Origin of the sequence: Kluyvera georgiana, assembly GCF_050990895.1 — a bacterium.
In the GTDB taxonomy this organism is placed as follows: Bacteria; Pseudomonadota; Gammaproteobacteria; order Enterobacterales; family Enterobacteriaceae; genus Kluyvera; species Kluyvera georgiana.
In genome coordinates this window covers 2,227,441-2,246,443 of record NZ_CP158865.1, presented here as the reverse complement: position 1 = coordinate 2,246,443, position 19,003 = coordinate 2,227,441, and the positions used below count along the sequence as shown (strand labels likewise).

23 protein-coding genes and 1 other annotated feature are annotated in these 19,003 nt (G+C 52.4%); of the genes, 6 read left to right on the top strand and 17 right to left on the bottom strand.

Going from position 1 to position 19,003, the window contains the following annotated elements:
* Window positions 1-150 precede the first annotated feature (150 nt).
* The 12 genes from ABTW00_RS10660 to thrS form a co-directional block, all read right to left on the bottom strand.
* The gene (locus ABTW00_RS10660; protein WP_433641001.1) at window positions 151-615 is read right to left on the bottom strand and encodes a C40 family peptidase; all 465 of its coding nucleotides are present in this window, start codon (window positions 613-615) and stop codon (window positions 151-153) included.
* Between the two features lie 95 nt (window positions 616-710).
* A complete protein-coding gene (btuD, locus tag ABTW00_RS10655; protein WP_064545126.1) occupies window positions 711-1,472 on the bottom strand; it encodes a vitamin B12 ABC transporter ATP-binding protein BtuD in 762 nt (253 codons plus the stop codon).
* A complete protein-coding gene (locus ABTW00_RS10650) occupies window positions 1,469-2,023 on the bottom strand; it encodes a glutathione peroxidase (protein ID WP_433640644.1) in 555 nt (184 codons plus the stop codon). The genes btuD and ABTW00_RS10650 overlap by 4 nt, the downstream gene beginning before the upstream one ends.
* A gap of 99 nt (window positions 2,024-2,122) precedes the next feature.
* Window positions 2,123-3,106: a vitamin B12 ABC transporter permease BtuC gene (gene btuC / locus ABTW00_RS10645; RefSeq protein WP_433640642.1), complete on the bottom strand. Its 984-nt coding sequence runs from the start codon at window positions 3,104-3,106 to the stop codon at window positions 2,123-2,125.
* 99 nt (window positions 3,107-3,205) lie between these two features.
* A complete protein-coding gene (ihfA, locus tag ABTW00_RS10640) occupies window positions 3,206-3,505 on the bottom strand; it encodes an integration host factor subunit alpha (protein ID WP_003030571.1) in 300 nt (99 codons plus the stop codon).
* A gap of 4 nt (window positions 3,506-3,509) precedes the next feature.
* The gene (pheT, locus tag ABTW00_RS10635; RefSeq protein WP_433640639.1) at window positions 3,510-5,897 is read right to left on the bottom strand and encodes a phenylalanine--tRNA ligase subunit beta; all 2,388 of its coding nucleotides are present in this window, start codon (window positions 5,895-5,897) and stop codon (window positions 3,510-3,512) included.
* A gap of 15 nt (window positions 5,898-5,912) precedes the next feature.
* On the bottom strand, window positions 5,913-6,896 hold the full coding sequence (gene pheS / locus ABTW00_RS10630; protein WP_064545118.1) for a phenylalanine--tRNA ligase subunit alpha: 984 nt from the start codon (window positions 6,894-6,896) through the stop codon (window positions 5,913-5,915).
* A gap of 60 nt (window positions 6,897-6,956) precedes the next feature.
* Window positions 6,957-7,081 (bottom strand) — a sequence feature (Phe leader region).
* Window positions 7,032-7,076 (bottom strand): pheST operon leader peptide PheM, encoded by a 45-nt coding sequence (gene pheM / locus ABTW00_RS10625; RefSeq protein ID WP_001386830.1) that lies wholly within the window; start codon window positions 7,074-7,076, stop codon window positions 7,032-7,034. It overlaps the preceding feature by 45 nt.
* A 118-nt stretch (window positions 7,082-7,199) precedes the next feature.
* Complete coding sequence (gene rplT / locus ABTW00_RS10620) at window positions 7,200-7,556, bottom strand: 50S ribosomal protein L20 (protein ID WP_000124850.1); 357 nt, start codon at window positions 7,554-7,556, stop codon at window positions 7,200-7,202.
* A gap of 50 nt (window positions 7,557-7,606) precedes the next feature.
* Complete coding sequence (gene rpmI, locus ABTW00_RS10615) at window positions 7,607-7,804, bottom strand: 50S ribosomal protein L35 (protein WP_003030583.1); 198 nt, start codon at window positions 7,802-7,804, stop codon at window positions 7,607-7,609.
* Between the two features lie 96 nt (window positions 7,805-7,900).
* Window positions 7,901-8,443 (bottom strand): translation initiation factor IF-3, encoded by a 543-nt coding sequence (gene infC, locus ABTW00_RS10610; protein WP_071845866.1) that lies wholly within the window; start codon window positions 8,441-8,443, stop codon window positions 7,901-7,903.
* Between the two features lie 3 nt (window positions 8,444-8,446).
* The gene (thrS, locus tag ABTW00_RS10605; protein ID WP_064545116.1) at window positions 8,447-10,375 is read right to left on the bottom strand and encodes a threonine--tRNA ligase; all 1,929 of its coding nucleotides are present in this window, start codon (window positions 10,373-10,375) and stop codon (window positions 8,447-8,449) included.
* Window positions 10,376-10,666: 291 nt separating this feature from the next.
* Here thrS and yniD point away from each other — a divergent pair, with 291 nt between their 5' ends.
* Window positions 10,667-10,774, top strand: a complete 108-nt coding sequence (gene yniD / locus ABTW00_RS10600; protein WP_100249959.1) for a small membrane protein YniD — start codon at window positions 10,667-10,669, stop codon at window positions 10,772-10,774.
* 249 nt (window positions 10,775-11,023) lie between these two features.
* On the opposite strand, the gene ABTW00_RS10595 is transcribed toward yniD, so the two are convergent.
* Together ABTW00_RS10595 and ABTW00_RS10590 are read right to left on the bottom strand one after the other, a co-directional pair.
* Window positions 11,024-11,269, bottom strand: a complete 246-nt coding sequence (locus ABTW00_RS10595; RefSeq protein WP_433640636.1) for a hypothetical protein — start codon at window positions 11,267-11,269, stop codon at window positions 11,024-11,026.
* A gap of 270 nt (window positions 11,270-11,539) precedes the next feature.
* Window positions 11,540-12,298: a DUF481 domain-containing protein gene (locus tag ABTW00_RS10590; RefSeq protein WP_433640634.1), complete on the bottom strand. Its 759-nt coding sequence runs from the start codon at window positions 12,296-12,298 to the stop codon at window positions 11,540-11,542.
* Window positions 12,299-12,611: 313 nt separating this feature from the next.
* On the opposite strand from ABTW00_RS10590, the gene pfkB reads away from it, so the two are divergent.
* Both pfkB and ABTW00_RS10580 read left to right on the top strand, forming a co-directional pair.
* Window positions 12,612-13,544: a 6-phosphofructokinase II gene (pfkB, locus tag ABTW00_RS10585; RefSeq protein WP_433640632.1), complete on the top strand. Its 933-nt coding sequence runs from the start codon at window positions 12,612-12,614 to the stop codon at window positions 13,542-13,544.
* A gap of 252 nt (window positions 13,545-13,796) precedes the next feature.
* A complete protein-coding gene (locus ABTW00_RS10580; protein WP_271448082.1) occupies window positions 13,797-14,657 on the top strand; it encodes a fructosamine kinase family protein in 861 nt (286 codons plus the stop codon).
* A 29-nt stretch (window positions 14,658-14,686) separates the two neighbouring features.
* On the opposite strand, the gene tonB is transcribed toward ABTW00_RS10580, so the two are convergent.
* On the bottom strand, window positions 14,687-15,400 hold the full coding sequence (gene tonB / locus ABTW00_RS10575) for a TonB system transport protein TonB (RefSeq protein WP_433640999.1): 714 nt from the start codon (window positions 15,398-15,400) through the stop codon (window positions 14,687-14,689).
* A gap of 220 nt (window positions 15,401-15,620) precedes the next feature.
* Here tonB and ABTW00_RS10570 point away from each other — a divergent pair, with 220 nt between their 5' ends.
* Window positions 15,621-15,917, top strand: coding sequence for a YciI family protein (locus ABTW00_RS10570; RefSeq protein WP_064545104.1), 297 nt, complete (start codon window positions 15,621-15,623; stop codon window positions 15,915-15,917).
* Window positions 15,918-15,974: 57 nt separating this feature from the next.
* On the opposite strand, the gene ABTW00_RS10565 is transcribed toward ABTW00_RS10570, so the two are convergent.
* Window positions 15,975-16,148, bottom strand: a complete 174-nt coding sequence (locus tag ABTW00_RS10565) for a YciY family protein (protein WP_122983154.1) — start codon at window positions 16,146-16,148, stop codon at window positions 15,975-15,977.
* Between the two features lie 143 nt (window positions 16,149-16,291).
* Between ABTW00_RS10565 and cls the strand changes: the two genes are divergently transcribed.
* Window positions 16,292-17,752 (top strand): cardiolipin synthase, encoded by a 1,461-nt coding sequence (cls, locus tag ABTW00_RS10560; RefSeq protein ID WP_065357179.1) that lies wholly within the window; start codon window positions 16,292-16,294, stop codon window positions 17,750-17,752.
* 33 nt (window positions 17,753-17,785) lie between these two features.
* Window positions 17,786-18,115 carry an HI1450 family dsDNA-mimic protein gene (locus ABTW00_RS10555; protein ID WP_064545044.1) on the top strand — a complete coding sequence of 110 codons (330 nt, stop codon included), beginning with the start codon at window positions 17,786-17,788 and terminating at the stop codon, window positions 18,113-18,115.
* Between the two features lie 41 nt (window positions 18,116-18,156).
* Here ABTW00_RS10555 and ABTW00_RS10550 read toward each other — a convergent pair whose 3' ends face one another.
* The gene (locus tag ABTW00_RS10550; protein WP_064545042.1) at window positions 18,157-18,996 is read right to left on the bottom strand and encodes an ion transporter; all 840 of its coding nucleotides are present in this window, start codon (window positions 18,994-18,996) and stop codon (window positions 18,157-18,159) included.
* Window positions 18,997-19,003 lie beyond the last annotated feature (7 nt).

Sequence of the window (19,003 nt, the reverse complement as noted above, 5' to 3'; positions counted from 1 at the left end):
TAATGATTGTAATCGAAAGTAATGGATTAACACAATCAACCTTAAGTTCTATGATCTCGCCTAACAAAATCAGAATAATGTTGGCTATTTATTTAAAACCTTGTCGTCTACAAAAAGAAAAGGAGGCGAAATGCCTCCTTTTCTTTTCGATTAAATTCGCCTGGCCTGCCAGAAATTTTTCCGCCAGTAGACATTATCGAGCGAAGATCTCGTCACCCCCTGGCTGGTGGAGGCATGAATAAACTGGTTGTCGGTATCATAAATCCCCACGTGCAGCCCGCTCTCGCCTGCGCCGGTTTTAAAGAATACCAGGTCTCCAGGCAGTAGATCATCTTTATCTATTTCGGTGCCAATCTTCGCCTGTTGACGCGTTTCACGAGGAAGTTGCATTTCGAATTTATCGCGGAAGGTCATGAGCACAAAAGCGGAACAGTCTACGCCGCGGCGGTTCATTCCACCATAGCGATAAGGCGTACCGTGCCAGTTTTGCAACTGATCGTTTAAGCTGGCGATAACGGTAATTGAATCCGAAAGCCGGGGATTGGGCGGCGGCGCACGATGGCTACTGCACCCTGCTAAAACGAAAGCCACGAGCAAAAGAGTCCAGAAACGCATATCCAGCGAATCCTCAGTTTTTTTATTCAGCCAATAAATTATATCTATTGCGGTTTGGCTGGCAAGCAATCACCGCCATTTCAAGCAGAGTTGGATTAATTTTCGCCGACGTCGTCATAAATGAGCATTTGATGGCCAGCAATATCCAGCCGCTGAAAGCGCATATTATAAGCAGCAGACAAATGCTCTGGCTGCATAACACGCTCGGTCTCACCGCTGGCGATCAAACGCCCCTGGCACAATAGCCAGACTCGCCCGGCATGGCGTAACGTATAGTTCAGATCGTGGCTACTCATCACAATAGCAACGCCCGCCGCTCTCAGTTCTGCCAACAGCTTATCCAGCGCGGCTTGTTGAGCGACATCAAGACTGTTCATCGGCTCATCAAGCAACAGAAGCTGGCCATCAGGATTATCGGCAGGATGAATTTGCAGAATAACGGCTGCCAACCGAACACGCTGCCATTCACCGCCGGAGAGCTGACTAACGTTACGCCCCAGCTTATTACTCAGGTCTAACGCCCTGGCCACGTGAACGGCGAGCGCCGATTGCGGCTCGCCTTGTTGATGCAGCATCAGATATTGCCAGACCGGCATGGCAAAGGGTGGCGTCTGGTGCTGAGAAAGATACGCGCGATGACGTGCCAGCGCATGCGCTGGCCATTCATCCAACGGCTGGGCATTCAGCGTAATGACGCCCTTACCGCCAGTCAGGCCGGCCATTCTGGCCAGCAGCGTGCTCTTACCGGCCCCGTTTGGCCCGACAAGGTGAATAATTTCCCCTGGCTCCACTCTGGCGCTAAACGCCTGAAGGCGGACTCCCTCACCGACATGCTGAAGCTGCATCAGTGGCATCATGGCTGGGCAAGAGCCTGCTTGATGGCCGCGGTCAGGATCGGATCATCCGGCGTCATATCCGGAGAGAAACGGTTGATGATTTGGCCGTCACGGCCAATCAGGAACTTTTCGAAATTCCACAGAATATCGCCTGGATGCGCAGGCGCGCGTCCTTTGCTGGCCATCCGTTCATAAAAACCGCTACCTTCCGGCGCTACCGCTTTCGGCGCAAGCCGGGTCAACAGGCTATACAGCGGGTGACGCATATCACCGTTCACGTCGATTTTGCTGAACAGCGGGAACGTGACGCCGTAGGTCGTACTGCAGAACGTTTTAATCTCTTCTTCGCTCCCCGGTTCCTGACCCAGGAACTGATTACACGGGAAGCCCAGAACCGTGAAACCTTCATTCTGCAAAGACGTTTGTAATGCTTCCAACTGCTCATATTGCGGCGTGAGGCCACATTTAGACGCGACGTTGACAATCAGCAGGACTTTGCCTTTGTAGCCTTCCAGCGTGGTTTTTTCACCGTCGATGGTCGTCACGGGTGTGTTCAGAATGGTGGTTTGCATAGCATCCTCTTTTCAGCGTGTTTGGGTCTTATCGCCCGGTCTTTAATAATAGCCAGATACGCTGGCACGACACCAAAGCTTTTTAATCAGGACGTTGCGTTAGTAACGTCCTGACTTGAGTAACAACCAGATAAACACCGGTGCTCCGAGCGTCGCGGTCACTACGCCAATCGGCAGCTCGGCGGCCGACAGCTCCAACCGCGCAATAATATCGGCAAACAGCAACGTGCTCGCCCCCGCCAGCGCGCAGGCCGGCAGCAGCACGCGATGGTCAGTCAGGCCACACAGGCGCAGCATATGCGGCACCACCAGCCCAATAAAGCCGATAGCCCCTGCCAGCGCCACGCTGACGCCCACCAGCCAGCCGGTGGCCATCACCAGCAGCTTACGCCAGAACGCGATGGGAACGCCCAGTTGACGAGCGGAGGTCTCCCCCAGCGCCAGCAGATTCAACGGCTGAGATTGCGCGCAGAGCCAGACAATGACCGGCACCAGCGCCAGCATCAACCAGATCTGCTGCCAGTCGACGCCGCCAAATCCGCCCATCATCCAGTACATCAGTTGACGAAGATCGAACGACGTCGAGAAATAGACCGCCCACGTCATCAACGCGCTACAGATGATGCCCAGCGCAACGCCTGCCAGCAGCAGGCGGCTGGTAGAGAGATGGCGTCGCGCAAAGCGCATCAGGATGCCGGTTATCACCAGTGCGCCAGCAATGGCGGCCAGCCCTGGCACCCATCCCGGCAGGCTTCCGTGACTCAGCATAATCACCGCAACGAGCCCGACACCCGCGCCGTTAGAAACGCCAAGCAGCCCCGGCTCGGCGAGCGGGTTTTCAAATAACGCCTGCATTACCGCCCCCGACAACGCCAACGCCGCGCCAACCAGCAGCACCGCAACGGTACGCGGCAGGCGAATCTGCCAGATAAACAGCTGCCCTTTCGCCGTGAACCATTCGCCGGGCGGGATCCATTGGTCGCCCGCGCACAGGCTAATCACCAGCATCGCCAATAGGGCCAGAGACAATCCGGCAAGCCAGCGACGATGACGCCGCTGCTGTTGATGTACATAAACCTGCATAGTTATCCGTCGCCCGTGGAGAAGCGTTTGATTTTACGGTGACAACGCCGCGCAGAAAAGAAAAAGGCCGCATCAGCGGCCTTTTTAGTTAGATCAGAATTACTCTTCTTTGGGTGTTGCGTTTTCGACCCGGCTTTTTAACTTCTGTCCTGGTCTGAAGGTCACCACACGCCGGGCTGTAATGGGAATATCTTCACCCGTTTTTGGGTTACGCCCCGGGCGTTGATTTTTGTCACGCAGATCAAAGTTGCCAAAACCGGACAGCTTAACCTGCTCACCGTTTTCCAGAGCACGACGGATCTCTTCAAAAAACAGTTCCACCAGTTCTTTGGCATCCCGCTTGCTAAGCCCAAGCTTATCAAACAGATATTCTGACATTTCAGCTTTTGTAAGCGCCATAGGTTCAATCCCTCAATGATGCCTGGAATCGCTCTTTTAATGCCTCTACGCATTTGGCAACGGTAGCGGCAATCTCCTCTTCTTCGAGTGTACGGCTGGTATCTTGTAAAATCAGGCTGATAGCAAGGCTCTTATAGCCTTCCGCAACACCCTTACCACGGTACACGTCAAATAAGTTTACGCCAACTACCTGATTTACGCCAACTTTCTTACACTCGTTTAAAATATCCGCTGCCGGCACACTTTCAGCGACCACAACGGCGATGTCACGGCGGTTTGCCGGGAAGCGAGAAACGTCGCGCGCCTGAGGAACCACGCGGTCTGCGAGCTTGTTCCACTCCAGCTCGAACGCCAGCGTACGACCGTTCAGATCCAGTTTACGTTCCAGTTCCGGGTGGATTACGCCAATGAAACCAATGCGTTCTCCACGCAGATAAATCGCCGCAGACTGGCCCGGATGCAGCGCCGGGTTGGCTTCAGCCTTGAATTGAATTTCAGATAATTTACCGGTCAGATCGAGAACGGATTCCAGATCGCCCTTCAAATCATAGAAATCAACGGTCTCTTTTGCCAGATTCCAATGCTCATCGTAGCGGTTACCGCAGATAACGCCACCCAGCATCACGTCCTGACGGATACCCAGAGGAGCCTGAGTGTCCGGTACGAAGCGCAGGCCGGTCTCGAAGATACGCACACGGTTCTGCTGGCGGTTCTGGTTGTACACCACCGTCGACAGCAGGCCGGTCAGCAGAGACAGACGCATAGCGGACATTTCGCTGGAAATTGGGCTTGGCAGAATCAGCGCTTCCTCACCCGGGTGAACCAGCTGCTGAACTTTCGGGTCCACGAAGCTGTAGGTGATCACTTCCTGATAGCCTTTATCGTTCAGCATGGTTTTCACACGCTTAAGCGACAGATTGGCTTCTTTATGGCTGCCCATCACCAGACCTGCCTGTACCGGCTCGTTCGGGATGCTGTTATAGCCATAAACGCGCGCCACTTCTTCCACCAGGTCTTCTTCGATTTCCATATCGAAACGCCAGGTTGGCGCAACCGCCTGCCATTGGTTGTCACCGACAGTCACTTCACAGCCCAGGCGCGTCAGAATATCGGTCACCTGCTCATCGGCAATGTGATGACCAATCAGGCGATCCAGCTTGCTACGACGCAGCGTAATCGTCGCACGCTTCGGCAGCGCATTTTCATGGGTCACATCGATGATTGGGCCCGCTTCACCGCCGCACAGTTCAATCAGCAGCGCGGTAGCACGCTCGATTGCTTTGTACTGCAGTGCCGGATCAACGCCGCGCTCGTAGCGGTGAGAAGCATCGGTGTGCAGACCATGACGGCGCGCGCGGCCGGTGATGGACAGCGGGCTGAAGAAAGCCGATTCCAGCAGCACGTTCTGGGTTTCGTCGTTCACGCCAGAGTGCTCGCCGCCAAAGATACCGGCCATCGCCAGCGCTTTATGATGGTCGGCAATGACCAGGGTATCTGCACTGAGTTTGGCTTCAGAACCGTCCAGCAGAACCAGGGTCTCGCCCTCTTTTGCCATACGCACTTTGATACCGCCTTCGATGCGATCTTTATCGAACGCATGCATTGGCTGACCCAGTTCCAGCAGGACGTAGTTGGTGACGTCAACGACCGCATCAATGGAACGAATACCGCAGCGACGCAGTTTCTCTTTCATCCACAGCGGAGTTGGCGCTTTAACGTTAATCCCCTTCACCACGCGGCCTAAATAGCGCGGACAGGCATCGGCGGCTTCAACCTCGATTGGCAGCACGTCTGTAATCGTCGCCGCTACTGGCGTGATTTCTGGCGCATTCAGCGGCAGCTTGTTCAGCACCGCAACGTCGCGAGCCACGCCGATGATGCCTAAGCAGTCGGCACGGTTTGGCGTCACGCTGATCTCGATGGTGTTATCGTCCAGCTGCAGATATTCACGGATATCGGTCCCCAACGGCGCATCGGCCGGCAGTTCGATAATGCCGCTATGGTCGTCGGAAATACCCAGCTCGGAGAAAGAGCACAGCATACCTTCAGACGGTTCGCCACGCAGTTTTGCCGCCTTAATTTTGAAATCACCCGGCAGCACAGCACCGATGGTCGCCACGGCGACTTTCAGGCCCTGACGGCAGTTCGGCGCGCCACAGACTATATCCAGCAGACGCTCACCGCCCACGTTTACTTTCGTCACGCGCAGTTTGTCGGCGTTCGGATGCTGACCACATTCGACGACTTCACCGACCACTACGCCGTTGAAGCTGCCGGCAACGGCTTCTACACCGTCGACTTCCAGACCTGCCATGGTGATTTGCCCCGACAGCGCTTCGCTGTCGATAGCCGGGTTAACCCATTCGCGTAACCACAGTTCACTGAATTTCATTATGTTGTCCTGCCCTTATTTAAACTGTTTGAGGAAACGCAGATCGTTTTCGAAAAACGCACGTAAATCGGTGACACCGTAACGCAGCATGGTCAGACGCTCCATACCCATACCGAAGGCGAAGCCGGAATACACTTCCGGATCGATGCCTACGTTGCGCAGAACGTTCGGGTGCACCATCCCGCAACCCAGCACTTCCAGCCATTTGCCATTTTTACCCATCACGTCAACTTCAGCAGACGGTTCGGTGAACGGGAAGTAGGACGGGCGGAAACGAATTTGCAGGTCTTCCTCAAAGAAGTTGCGCAGGAAATCGTGCAACGTCCCTTTCAGGTTGGTAAAGCTGATGTTTTTATCAACAATCAGGCCTTCCATCTGATGGAACATTGGGGTGTGCGTCTGATCGTAGTCGTTACGATATACGCGCCCCGGCGCGATGATACGGATTGGCGGCTGCTGCTCCTTCATGGTACGAATCTGTACGCCTGAAGTTTGGGTGCGCAGCAGACGGGTTGCATCGAACCAGAAAGTGTCGTGGTCAGCACGTGCCGGGTGGTGCGTCGGAATATTCAGCGCATCGAAGTTGTGGTAGTCATCTTCGATTTCCGGGCCCGTTGCAACGGTAAAGCCGAGCTCACCGAAGAAACTTTCAATACGGTCAATGGTGCGCGTTACCGGGTGTAAGCCCCCGTTTTCAATACGACGCCCCGGCAGGGAGATATCAATGGTCTCTGCGGCCAGACGAGCGTTCAGCGCAGCGTTTTCTAAATCGGCTTTACGCGCGTTCAGTGCCTGCTGTACCTGCTCTTTCGCTTCGTTGATGACCGCACCGGCAGCCGGACGCTCTTCTGGCGGCAGGTCACGCAGTGTGGTCATCTGAAGGGTCAGATGCCCTTTCTTACCCAGATATTCGACGCGGACATTGTCTAACGCGGCAACATCTGAAGCCTGGTTAATGGCTGCCTTGGCACTGGCAACCAGCTCTGCGAGATGTGACATGGTTTTCCTCATTATGTCGGTGCAGACACCGGTTTGGTGGACTTAATCTCGAATTCAGATACAAAAAAAGCCTCCAGATGGAGGCTTATTGGCGCTGATTTTTCGTTTCTTCTTTCACGCGCAAGCCTCCTGAGTTCAGGTGCTAAAGTAAAAGAAGAAGCGGAAAATAGCAGCATTCATGCTTGCGTTACCTTGTGTGGTAAGGATCGTAACGCCTTTATTGAAAGGGCTACGGGAATAAATGTCAACGTTTTGATGCGATTAAAACGAAAAGAGGGAGACTAGCTCCCTCTTTCAACTGGCTTATGCCAGTGCTGCTTTCGCTTTTTCGACCAGAGCGGTGAACGCTACTTTGTCGAATACTGCGATGTCAGCCAGGATCTTACGGTCGATTTCAACAGAGGCTTTTTTCAGGCCGTTGATGAATTTGCTGTAAGAAATACCGTTCTGACGTGCTGCCGCATTGATACGTGCAATCCACAGTTGACGGAACTGACGCTTACGCTGACGACGGTCACGGTAAGCGTACTGACCAGCCTTGATAACAGCCTGGAAGGCAACGCGGTATACGCGAGAACGCGCACCGTAGTAGCCTTTAGCTTGTTTCAGAATTTTTTTGTGACGTGCACGAGCAATTACACCACGTTTTACGCGAGCCATGTGAGCTCTCCTGTATCTATATTCTTAGTAAAAAATTAAACGTTAACGGCTTATGCGTACGGCAGGCACGCGATAACCAGACCCAGATCGCCTTTAGAAACAAGGCCTTTTGGACGCAGGTGACGTTTACGTTTAGTAGATTTTTTGGTCAGAATATGACGCAGGTTTGCGTGCTTACGCTTAAATCCACCACCACCGGTTTTTTTGAAGCGCTTAGCAGCACCGCGTACGGTCTTAATTTTTGGCATCTTAATAACTTCCACTTCGCATTGTTAATAAACGAAACGTAGGCGAACAACATCAGTGAAGCCCGAAGGCTTCACGAACGTTGTTACTTGAAGGCCTTACTGTTTCTTCTTAGGAGCGAGCACCATGATCATCTGGCGGCCTTCGATCTTCGTAGGGAAGGATTCGACTACTGCCAGTTCACTCAGATCGTCACGGACGCGATTAAGCACTTCCATACCGATCTGCTGGTGGGCCATCTCACGACCGCGGAAACGCAGTGTGATCTTAGCCTTATCGCCATCTTCGAGAAAGCGAACCAGGCTGCGGAGTTTTACCTGGTAATCGCCATCATCGGTCCCAGGACGGAATTTAATTTCCTTAACCTGGATAACTTTTTGCTTTTTCTTCTGTTCCTTAGAAGACTTACTTTTTTCATAAAGGAACTTGCCGTAGTCCATGATACGACAAACTGGCGGTTCGGCGTTAGGGCTGATTTCAACTAAATCTACTCCAGCTTCTTCAGCCTTTTCGATTGCTTCTCTCAGACTCACAATACCCAGCTGCTCACCTTCCAGACCAGTTAAGCGAACTTCCTGGGCGCGAATCTCGCCATTGATACGATTCGGACGTGCCGTTTGAACTCGTTTTCCGCCTTTAATACCTTATTCCTCCAGTTGTTGAAGACTGCGGCTGCGAATCTCTTGTTGCAGCTTCTCGATAACTTCATTTACGTCCAGGCTGCCCAAGTCTTTGCCACGACGGGTACGCACGGCAACTTTGCCGGCTTCAACCTCTTTGTCGCCACAGACCAACATGTAAGGGACACGACGTAAAGTGTGCTCGCGGATTTTAAAGCCAATCTTCTCATTTCTCAAGTCCGCTTTTACGCGAATGCCTGCATTTTGTAGTTTACGGGTCAATTCGTTAACGTATTCAGACTGAGAATCGGTAATATTCATCACCACGACCTGCACCGGAGCAAGCCATGTTGGGAAGAAGCCAGCGAACTCTTCGGTCAGGATGCCAATGAAGCGCTCCAGCGACCCCAGAATTGCGCGGTGAATCATCACCGGTACCTGACGTTCGTTGTTTTCGCCAACATAAGAGGCGCTCAGACGAGCCGGCAGGGAGAAGTCTAACTGTACAGTACCGCACTGCCATGCACGATCGAGGCAGTCATACAGGGTAAACTCAATTTTCGGACCGTAGAATGCGCCTTCACCCAGCTGATATTCAAACGGGATGTTGTTTTCTTCCAGCGCAACCGCCAGATCCGCTTCTGCACGATCCCACATTTCATCGCTACCGATACGTTTTTCCGGACGCGTTGAAAGTTTGACCACGATTTTTTCAAAACCGAAAGTGCTGTACATATCATAGACTAAACGAATGCACGCGTTCACTTCATCACGCACCTGCTCTTCCGTACAGAAGATATGGGCGTCATCCTGAGTGAAGCCGCGCACGCGCATTAAGCCATGCAGCGCGCCTGACGGTTCATTACGATGGCAGCTACCGAACTCCGCCATACGCAGCGGCAGATCGCGGTAGGATTTCAGACCCTGGTTAAAGATCTGAACGTGGCCAGGGCAGTTCATCGGCTTGATGCAGTATTCACGGTTCTCTGAAGAAGTGGTGAACATCGCATCTTTATAGTTGTCCCAGTGGCCGGTTTTTTCCCACAGCACACGGTCCATCATGAACGGGCCTTTCACTTCCTGATACTGGTACTCTTTCAGCTTGGAGCGTACAAAAGTTTCCAGTTCGCGGAAGATAGTCCAGCCGTCGTTATGCCAGAAGACCATACCCGGCGCTTCTTCCTGCATATGATACAGGTCGAGCTGCTTACCGATTTTACGGTGATCGCGCTTCGCCGCTTCTTCCAGACGTTGCAGGTAGGCATTGAGGGCTTTTTTGTCCGTCCACGCCGTACCGTAGATACGCTGCAGCATCTTGTTGTTGCTGTCGCCGCGCCAGTAGGCGCCTGCGGTTTTCATCAGCTTGAAGTAGTGACAGAATCGCATATTCGGCACGTGCGGACCGCGGCACATGTCGACGTATTCTTCATGATGATACAAACCAGGCTTGTCATCATGCGCAATATTTTCATCAAGGATGGAAACTTTGTATGTTTCACCACGCTTCACGAACGTTTCGCGGGCTTCATGCCAGCTTACCTTCTTCTTGATGACGTCATAGTTTTTCTCGGCGAGCTCATGCATACGTTTTTCGAGCGCGTCGATGTCTTCCTGGGTCAGCGTATGGTCAAGATCGACGTCGTAGTAGAAACCGTTGTCGATAACCGGGCCGATCGCCATTTTGGTGTTTGGCCACAGCTGTTTAATCGCGTGACCAAGCAGGTGAGCGCAGGAGTGACGAATGATTTCCAGACCGTCTTCATCTTTAGCAGTGATGAGAGAAAGTGTTGCATCGTTTTCAATGATATCGGATGCATCAACCAGTTCACCGTTCACGCGCCCAGCGATGGTGGCTTTTGCCAGACCAGGGCCGATGTCCAGAGCGACATCCATCGGGCTTACGGCGTGGTCATAATGGCGTTGGCTGCCATCAGGAAGAGTAATTACAGGCATTTCATGTCCTTATTTGCAGTGGTGCCCCACACGAAAGAGCACATACAAAACTATATGATTAAATTTATCAACACGTTATGGATTGATTTCCGCTTCACTCTGCGAAAAATGAGGAACCTGAACTGCGTATCGGGTTCCGCCTGGATCCGCCTGTTGATAACACCGTGGGTTAGTTTACACATCATCAGGACGTGATAAAAGCCGCAATTGCCCTACGCCACGCGCGTTGCTATGTTTGTCGACAATTCTGATACACTATGCGAAACACAGCATATATAAGGAAGTGAACCCATGCCGACACATCGATTCGCGAAAAAGCACTGGAAAATGGTGCTGGTATTAATCGCTATCTGTGGTGCCATGCTGCTACTCAGATGGGCTGCGATGATATGGGGATAATAAAAAGATAAACAACCGTGACGGGAAACTCTGGTTAAAGATCATTTATATACAAAAAATGCCTTTAACTTTTATTTATTAACAATACGTGCGGTAAAAATACCTGAACTGACGTTTTAAATACAAATACTGAATTTTCTTATTTTAACAAATATCAATAGCAGCAAGAAAAACCGGTACGACTCTACCCGGTTTTCTCTGCCGGTATTAATAATTAATAAGAAATCAAATTATTACAGCACAGAATAGTTAGTACCACTCACCTGCAACCAGGGTGTGAACATTGAATGCGTCATCCATAGAACGACCGGTATTCTGTGAGCCCGGAGCAATGTTAGAGCCTGCTTCAACGTCATAAGCGCTGGAGATACCAACGTGCTGAACGGTGGCGACTTTAGTAGAACTGACTGGCTGCGTGGCAGGTTCGGCAGCAAATACACCGAAAGAGAGTGCTGACAGCACAATAGCTGCAGATGCGATTTTGATATTTTTCATAATGTTTATTCTCTAACTGGATTAAGACTTTTGAACTCAGAGGCATCATTTCGCCCTTGAATACAAGTGTAGATCCAGATCACACTTTTGCCTAGTCAAAATATTTAGCTATTCGTGTCAAATTTATTGAATATTATGTCAGAAACGCCAAATGTGGAGATATTATGGAGAGCGGGTATTTTTAATTAAATAAAACAGCGGTCAGATTTAATAATAACACATTTCGATAAATTAAAAATACAGGCCGGCATTTCACCGGCCTGCAAATCATTACATTGTATAACCCAGCGTCAGCGATGTGCGGCGATCGGTGTGATTCGGCGCCGTTTCCGGTGGCTCAGAGTTCCAGGTGACGTTGTAGGCCACCTTCAGACCAAAGTGCTCATTGATTGCAACATTGAGCGCGGTCTCTGAGTTGACGGTCGTATCATCGGCTCCCAGAACAGACACACCCTGAGTAAATTTGGTGGTGTCGGTCATCTGCCAGGCATAGGCCGCAGAAGCATAGCCCAGCGGCTGCGTTTCCGAGTTACCATCGGTGTATTCGTCGTAACGAACGCCTGGACCAAATTCAAAACGGAAGCTGTGGATCGGCCCGTTCAGGAACTGACGCCCGTAACCTGCGGTAAAGACATCACGTTCATGATAGCCATTATAGCGGTCTGTTAACCAGCTAGCCTGACCAAACAGGTAGTCTTCATGCGTCATGTTATAGCGACTACGGCCGCCGACAGAATATTTTTCTGAGGAACGTTCATCATTAGCCGAGGTATTGCTGGCATTGCCCCACAGGGACCATGCCGTCGTTTCTCCGTACCAGGTCAGCGTTGAATCAGCGGTTGCTGACGAGCTTTTGGTATTGCCGGATTGTGCGAGGTAGCCCGCATTCACGTTACCTTCAAACGGTTTTTTAGCGCTGGTTGGGTCATCCATGACAGTAAAAACGGTATCACTGGCGGTTGCATACGCAGACGCAAACACGCCCCCCAGCAGCACAACCGCTACCGGTACTGTCTTCAAAAGCTTCATTTATTATGAGTCCGTACAACAAAAAAGGAGACGATTTCGTCCCGGAAACTTTCGCGAGGATCAACGACGGGGTGGTCCATAGAAAGGCAACAAATTATAAAAAGGCACGAATAACATAGCAATCCTATTCGTCTTTCATTTTTTGAATAAGAGCCGTCTTAAAGAGAATTTTCTTTCATAATGAAAGTCAGCCTAAATTACTCTTTTCTATAAAAATCATGCTGTTGTTCCTTTCATTATCATCAGGCAAGTGCCAGGCTATACCCAGTTGTATTCAGAGCGGTTTCTTGGCTCATAAAGGGAGGTTATTGATATGGTTAAAATTTACACGTTGACGCTCGCCCCCTCACTCGACAGCGCCACCCAAACGCCACAAATTTACCCGGAGGGAAAACTGCGCTGTAGCGCCCCGGTCTTTGAGCCGGGTGGCGGTGGAATCAACGTCGCACGCGCCATCACGTATCTGGGCGGCAACGCCACCGCCCTCTTTCCGGCTGGCGGAGCCACCGGAGAGCATCTGGAGGCACTGCTACAAAGCGAACATGTCCCCGTCAAGAGCGTCGCATCCCGCGAATGGACGCGACAGAACCTCCATGTCCACGTCGACGCCAGCGGCGAGCAGTATCGCTTTGTCATGCCAGGTGCCACGCTGCATGGTGATGAACTGCAAGCGCTACAAGAGAGCGTATTGCGAACAGATTCAGGCTCTTTATTGGTCATAAGCGGGAGTCTACCGCCCGGCGTCTCCCTCGCGCAGTTTGTCACCCTCATCAAAGCGGCTCAGCAGCATGGGTTACGCTGCATCATCGACAGCTCCGGCGAAGCCCTGGCAGCAGCGCTGGCAATTGGCAACATTGAGTTGGTCAAACCCAATCAGAAAGAGCTGAGCACGCTCGTCCAGCGAGACCTTAACCAACCGGATGACGTTCGTAACGCCGCGCAGGAGATCGTACGCAGCGGAAAAGCCCGCCGCGTGGTGGTATCTTTAGGTGCGCAAGGGGCGCTAGCCGTTGACGCGCATTCATGCGTGCAGGTTGTCCCGCCGCCGATCAAAAGCCAAAGTACCGTTGGCGCTGGTGACAGCATGGTAGGCGCTATGACGCTGAAACTTGCGGAAGGGGCAAGCCTTGAAGAGATGGTGCGCTACGGTGTCGCTGCAGGCAGCGCGGCCACCATCAATCAAGGTACCCGACTCTGCTCACGCGAAAATACGCAGAAAATTTACGCTTACCTGCAACAGCACTAAATGTGCAGGAAAACGGACCTGCGGAGCATGCCGCAGGTCGCTAAATCGCCGTAATCGACTATGCTAACCAAACTCCATTGTTAACAATGGGGTGCATTTGAAGCTGAGTCATCACACGTCTGTAGCAGAGGGAGTACGTTCCTGTCTCTGCGTTCTGCATTCTTTTTACCCGTTGTGCGGTATAGCTCGAATTTTTACCCTGCAGTAATGCGCTAACCTTATGATACGGCAGAAAACATGGGGAGAGACATCATGTGGCAAGCGATCAGTAGCCTGTTAGGCGAGCAACTTGGAAGTGGTGAAATCGATCTGCGTACTGAACTGCCCGGCGGAGAAATTCATGCCGCATGGCATATACGCTATGCGGGACGAGATTTTTTCGTGAAGTGTGATGAACGTGAATTATTGCCCATTTTTACCGCGGAGGCCGATCAGCTTGAGCTGCTCTCCCGCAGTAAAACCGTGACCGTCCCGGAAGTGTTCGTCGTGGGTTCAGACCGCGACTACAGTTTTCTGGTGATGGAGTATCTGCCCCCTCGCCCGCTGGACGCGCATAACGCCTTCCTGCTTGGTCAACAACTCGCTCACCTCCATCAGTGGAGCGACCAGCCGCAGTTTGGCCTCGATTTTGACAACGATCTCTCTACCACTCCACAGCCCAACGCCTGGCAGCGTCGTTGGTCGACCTTTTTTGCCGAACAGAGAATTGGTTGGCAGTTAGAGTTGGCCGCAGAGAAAGGTATGGAGTTTGGCGATATCGACGCGATTGTCGATCATGTCCAACAGCGCTTGAGTTCGCATCAACCGCAGCCTTCGCTGCTCCATGGTGACCTCTGGTCAAACAACTGTGCGCTGGGTCCAGACGGACCGTACATTTTTGATCCGGCCTGCTATTGGGGCGATCGCGAGTGTGACCTGGCGATGCTGCCGCTGCATCCCGACCAACCGCCGCAAATATACGACGGCTATCAGTCGATTTCACCGCTGCCCGCCGGGTTTCTCGAGCGCCAGCCGATATATCAGCTCTATACGTTGATTAACCGGGCGATTCTATTTGGCGGACAGCATCTGGTGATTGCGCAAAAAGCAATGGATAAGGTTCTTGCCGCATAATGACAAAGCCCCCTTTCGGGGGCTTTTACTTAGTTCATCTGGACGCCTTTCAGGCGGAACTCAATATTCATAATCAGCCCCGTCCCCGGCTTGCCGGATTCGTAACGCCATTTCCGCATTGCCGTTTTAACATCGCGCTCAAACATATTGGATGGCTGCGCTGAGAGGATTTGCACATTCTCCACGCGGCCATCGGCGGTCACGTCAAATTTCACGCGCACTTTACCTTCAATTCGCAGCGCCTGAGCGCGCGACGGATAACCCGGCTGTGGACGATTCAACGCACGTGGTCCGGTTGGCGCACTCACCGACGGCGCGCTCGCTCCCGGCATATTGTTAGCGACCGAACGCGCCGGCGGCGCATCACGGTTAACCGTTGACAGAGGGCGCGATTCAACCGGCTTCACTTCCGGCTTCGGCTGCTCAATTTTTTTCACCGGCTTCGGTTTTGGCTTCGGCTTCGGTTTTGGTTTGTGAATAACGACCGGCGCCTGCGCCACCTCTGGAACCGGCACCGGTTCTGGCTCAGGTTCCGGCTCAACAACAGGCTGCGGCTGAACGACAGCCTGAGGCGGTTCGAGATCGGCAGGTGCAACCATCGTAACGGTGATCGGCTGCGCAGGAGCGGGCAATTCAATAACCTGATGTACCGAGGTATAAAGCAGACCGGCCACGACGGCACCATGGATGCCAACAGAGAGCAACGTCGGCCACGGAAACCGGCGGGGTAAATCAAGGGTCATTGCAGTCATAGTCGTTACAGTTGAAAAATGAGAACTCGATTTTAAATGCAAATAGCAATCATATTCAATAAGACATCTTATCTTCGGTCAACTTTATCCCGCAGTTGGCCAAAAAACCCGCGACTCTTCACGTCTTTTTACGCGCAAAAAACTTTGCATTGCAGTCGCTGACGCTTTGCCTTACCGTAATTCGCAAACTATTTAAACAGGAGTTCCGCCCGTGCTTTACGTCATTTATGCTCAGGATATTGCCGACTCTCTTGAAAAACGTCTTTCGGTCCGCCCCGCTCATCTGGCTCGTTTGCAGCTGCTACATGATGAAGGCCGTCTGCTAACCGCCGGGCCAATGCCCGCCGTCGACAGTAACGATCCCGGTGCCGCAGGTTTTAGTGGTTCAACGGTCATTGCAGAATTTGAATCGCTGGAAGCCGCCCAGTCCTGGGCGCAGGACGATCCCTATGTCGCGGCTGGCGTGTACCAGCAGGTTTCGGTAAAACCGTATAAAAAGGTTTTTTGAGTTGCGCTAAGCAGCGCTGAAAAACAGAGGGCACCCAGACGGTGCCCTTTTTAATCATCAGAGATCGTAGATGGCAAACAGCAGGCAGTTGCGCTGCCGGCCGACCAGGCACTTTCTGATGGAGTGGATGCGCATATTACGACGCGATTGTGCTTCAAGCCAACGCGCTTTGCGACGACTGGCCTGTCGCACCATCCGCCAACGCCCCACTTCCGGTCTACTACGCTTCATTTCTAACGCTCTTGCTAAAAAAGACGGCCCATTATAGCCCCTTGCTAATGGCTGACCAGCGGTTTCTCGTTGCGTTTTTATTTGCCAGATCTCTTCTGATGCGTAAACTCTTAACAACTGGCAAGCAAAAGGATTTTCGAAATATGACAACCGTGTACACCGTAGTAAGTTGGATGGCCATTCTGGGGTATTGGTTGTTAATCGCCGGGGTAACGTTACGTATTCTGATGAAGCGGCGCGCAGTGCCTTCAGCCATGGCCTGGCTGCTGATTATTTATATTCTCCCGTTGGTCGGTATCATCGCCTATCTTTCCCTGGGCGAGCTGCATCTTGGGAAACGCCGCGCCGAACGCGCGCGCGCGATGTGGCCGTCAACCGCAAAGTGGTTGAACAATCTTAAGGCCTGCAAACATATCTTCGCCGAAAACAACAGCCAGGTCGCCTCTTCACTATTTAAACTCTGTGAACGCCGCCAGGGTATCGCGGGCCTCAAGGGTAATCAGCTACAGCTATTGACCGAGTCTGACGACGTGATGCAGGCAATCATTCGCGATATTCAGCTGGCGCGACACAATATTGAGATGGTCTTTTATATCTGGCAGCCTGGCGGTATGGCCGACCAGGTTGCGGAATCGCTGATGGCCGCAGCCCGTCGTGGCGTGCACTGCCGATTGATGCTGGACTCCGCTGGCAGCGTAGCCTTCTTCCGCAGCCCTTGGGCAGCCATGATGCGCAATGCGGGCATCGAGGTCGTTGAAGCGCTAAAGGTGAATCTGATGCGTGTATTCCTGCGCCGGATGGATTTACGCCAGCATCGCAAAATGATCATGATCGACAACTATATTGCCTACACCGGCAGTATGAACATGGTCGACCCGCGCTTCTTTAAGCAAGACTCTGGAGTCGGCCAGTGGATTGACCTGATGGCGCGTATGGAAGGCCCTATCGCCACCGGCATGGGCATCGTTTACTCCTGCGACTGGGAGATTGAGACCGGCAAACGCATTTTACCGCCGACGCCTGATCTCAATATCATGCCTTTTGAAGAAGCCAGCGGGCATACCATCCAGACGATTGCGTCCGGGCCTGGCTTCCCGGAAGACCTGATTCATCAGGCGCTGCTCACCGCGGCGTATTCCGCTCGCGAGTATCTGATCATGACGACGCCGTACTTTGTCCCGAGTGAGGATTTGCTGCACGCCATCTGCACCGCCGCGCAGCGTGGGGTTGATGTGAGCATCATCTTACCGCGTAAAAATGACTCGGTGCTGGTTGGCTGGGCCAGTCGAGCCTTCTTTACGGAACTGCTGGCGGCGGGCGTCAAAATCTATCAGTTTGAAGGGGGCTTGTTGCATACCAAGAGCGTGCTGGTCGACGGCGAGCTGAGTCTGGTCGGAACGGTTAACCTCGACATGCGCAGCCTGTGGCTCAACTTCGAGATTACGTTGGTGATAGACGATAGCGGATTCGGCAGCGATCTTGCGGCCGTACAGGACGACTATATTTCCCGTTCGCGTCTGCTGGATGCGCGACTGTGGGTGAAACGTCCATTCTGGCATCGCATCGCCGAACGACTGTTTTACTTCTTTAGCCCATTACTGTAAAACGTGCCCATTAGCACTCAACAGGTAGCCATCATGGATATGGATTTAAACAATCGTCTGACCGAAGATGAAACGCTCGAACAGGCTTATGATATTTTTCTTGAGCTTGCGGGTGACAACCTCGACCCGGCCGACATCATACTGTTCAATCTGCAGTTTGAAGAGCGCGGGGGCGCCGAGCTGTTTGACCCTTCCGAAGACTGGAAAGATCACGTGGATTTCGATCTGAATCCCGATTTCTTCGCCGAAGTCGTGATCGGTCTGGCGGAAACAGACGGCGGTGAGATTAACGACATTTTCGCCCGCGTGCTGCTGTGTCGCGAGAAAGATCACAAGCTTTGCCATATTCTCTGGCGCGAGTAATACGTTAAAGGGCAGCCACGCTGCCCTTTTTTATCGGCAAATTATTGTTGCCGAGGAAGTGCTGTACCGCAGCCGTTGCAATAGCGCGCGGTTGGCTCGTGGTGTCGCTGTTTACAATGCGGGCACACCCGTTCCTGACGACGTTTCTGGAATTCGCTGGTCATCTGCGCGGTAATAATCCCCGTCGGAATCGCGATCACGGAATAACCGATCAAAATCAGAATAGACGCCACCATTCTGCCCGCTGCGGTATGCGGTGTTATATCGCCATAGCCCACCGTCGTGACCGTAACAATCGCCCAATATACCGCCGTGCTCAACGTGGTAAAACCATTCACCGGCCCTTCTATGCCATACATAAGCGCTCCGGCCACGATCATCACGATGCCGATAAACGCGTAGAATAGAATAAGCTGATGTCGGGAGTTAACGATCGCGCTCCACAGACTGTTCAACGCAGGCATCAACCGGAGTAGCTTCAAAATTCGCAGTACGCGAATCACGCGCATCGCTCGCCAGGCAAACAAATATTCCACGCCGATTTCAGGCCATAGCATGATCACGTAAAACGGTAGAATGGTGGCGAGGTCGATAACCCCCCAGAAGCTGAAAACATAACGCGCGGGATTGGGCCAGCAGAATAGACGCAGGAAATATTCCAGCGTAAAGACCAGCGTAAAGGCAATTTCCAGCCAGACAAAAGCATGCCACTCATCGTAGGTCAGATGGTAGGTTGTCCCGATACCGGACTCAATAAAGATAGTGATAACGCTTAATAAGGCAAAACAACCGCACAGTGCTTCAAACCGGCGCCCGGTCCGCGTACGTTGATCGAATAAGAAATGATAAAGACGATGGCGCAAAGCGCTAATACCGGTCACGATGAAG

Bases quoted from the DNA above. Each gene is read 5' to 3' on its own strand.
- ABTW00_RS10660 (WP_433641001.1), bottom strand. From the start codon at position 615: ATGCGTTTCTGGACTCTTTTGCTCGTGGCTTTCGTTTTAGCAGGGTGC.
- btuD (WP_064545126.1), bottom strand. From the start codon at position 1,472: ATGATGCCACTGATGCAGCTTCAGCATGTCGGTGAGGGAGTCCGCCTT.
- ABTW00_RS10650 (WP_433640644.1), bottom strand. From the start codon at position 2,023: ATGCAAACCACCATTCTGAACACACCCGTGACGACCATCGACGGTGAA.
- btuC (WP_433640642.1), bottom strand. From the start codon at position 3,106: ATGCAGGTTTATGTACATCAACAGCAGCGGCGTCATCGTCGCTGGCTT.
- ihfA (WP_003030571.1), bottom strand. From the start codon at position 3,505: ATGGCGCTTACAAAAGCTGAAATGTCAGAATATCTGTTTGATAAGCTT.
- pheT (WP_433640639.1), bottom strand. From the start codon at position 5,897: ATGAAATTCAGTGAACTGTGGTTACGCGAATGGGTTAACCCGGCTATC.
- pheS (WP_064545118.1), bottom strand. From the start codon at position 6,896: ATGTCACATCTCGCAGAGCTGGTTGCCAGTGCCAAGGCAGCCATTAAC.
- rplT (WP_000124850.1), bottom strand. From the start codon at position 7,556: ATGGCTCGCGTAAAACGTGGTGTAATTGCTCGTGCACGTCACAAAAAA.
- rpmI (WP_003030583.1), bottom strand. From the start codon at position 7,804: ATGCCAAAAATTAAGACCGTACGCGGTGCTGCTAAGCGCTTCAAAAAA.
- thrS (WP_064545116.1), bottom strand. From the start codon at position 10,375: ATGCCTGTAATTACTCTTCCTGATGGCAGCCAACGCCATTATGACCAC.
- yniD (WP_100249959.1), top strand. From the start codon at position 10,667: ATGCCGACACATCGATTCGCGAAAAAGCACTGGAAAATGGTGCTGGTA.
- ABTW00_RS10595 (WP_433640636.1), bottom strand. From the start codon at position 11,269: ATGAAAAATATCAAAATCGCATCTGCAGCTATTGTGCTGTCAGCACTC.
- ABTW00_RS10590 (WP_433640634.1), bottom strand. From the start codon at position 12,298: ATGAAGCTTTTGAAGACAGTACCGGTAGCGGTTGTGCTGCTGGGGGGC.
- pfkB (WP_433640632.1), top strand. From the start codon at position 12,612: ATGGTTAAAATTTACACGTTGACGCTCGCCCCCTCACTCGACAGCGCC.
- ABTW00_RS10580 (WP_271448082.1), top strand. From the start codon at position 13,797: ATGTGGCAAGCGATCAGTAGCCTGTTAGGCGAGCAACTTGGAAGTGGT.
- tonB (WP_433640999.1), bottom strand. From the start codon at position 15,400: ATGACCCTTGATTTACCCCGCCGGTTTCCGTGGCCGACGTTGCTCTCT.
- ABTW00_RS10565 (WP_122983154.1), bottom strand. From the start codon at position 16,148: ATGAAGCGTAGTAGACCGGAAGTGGGGCGTTGGCGGATGGTGCGACAG.
- cls (WP_065357179.1), top strand. From the start codon at position 16,292: ATGACAACCGTGTACACCGTAGTAAGTTGGATGGCCATTCTGGGGTAT.
- ABTW00_RS10555 (WP_064545044.1), top strand. From the start codon at position 17,786: ATGGATATGGATTTAAACAATCGTCTGACCGAAGATGAAACGCTCGAA.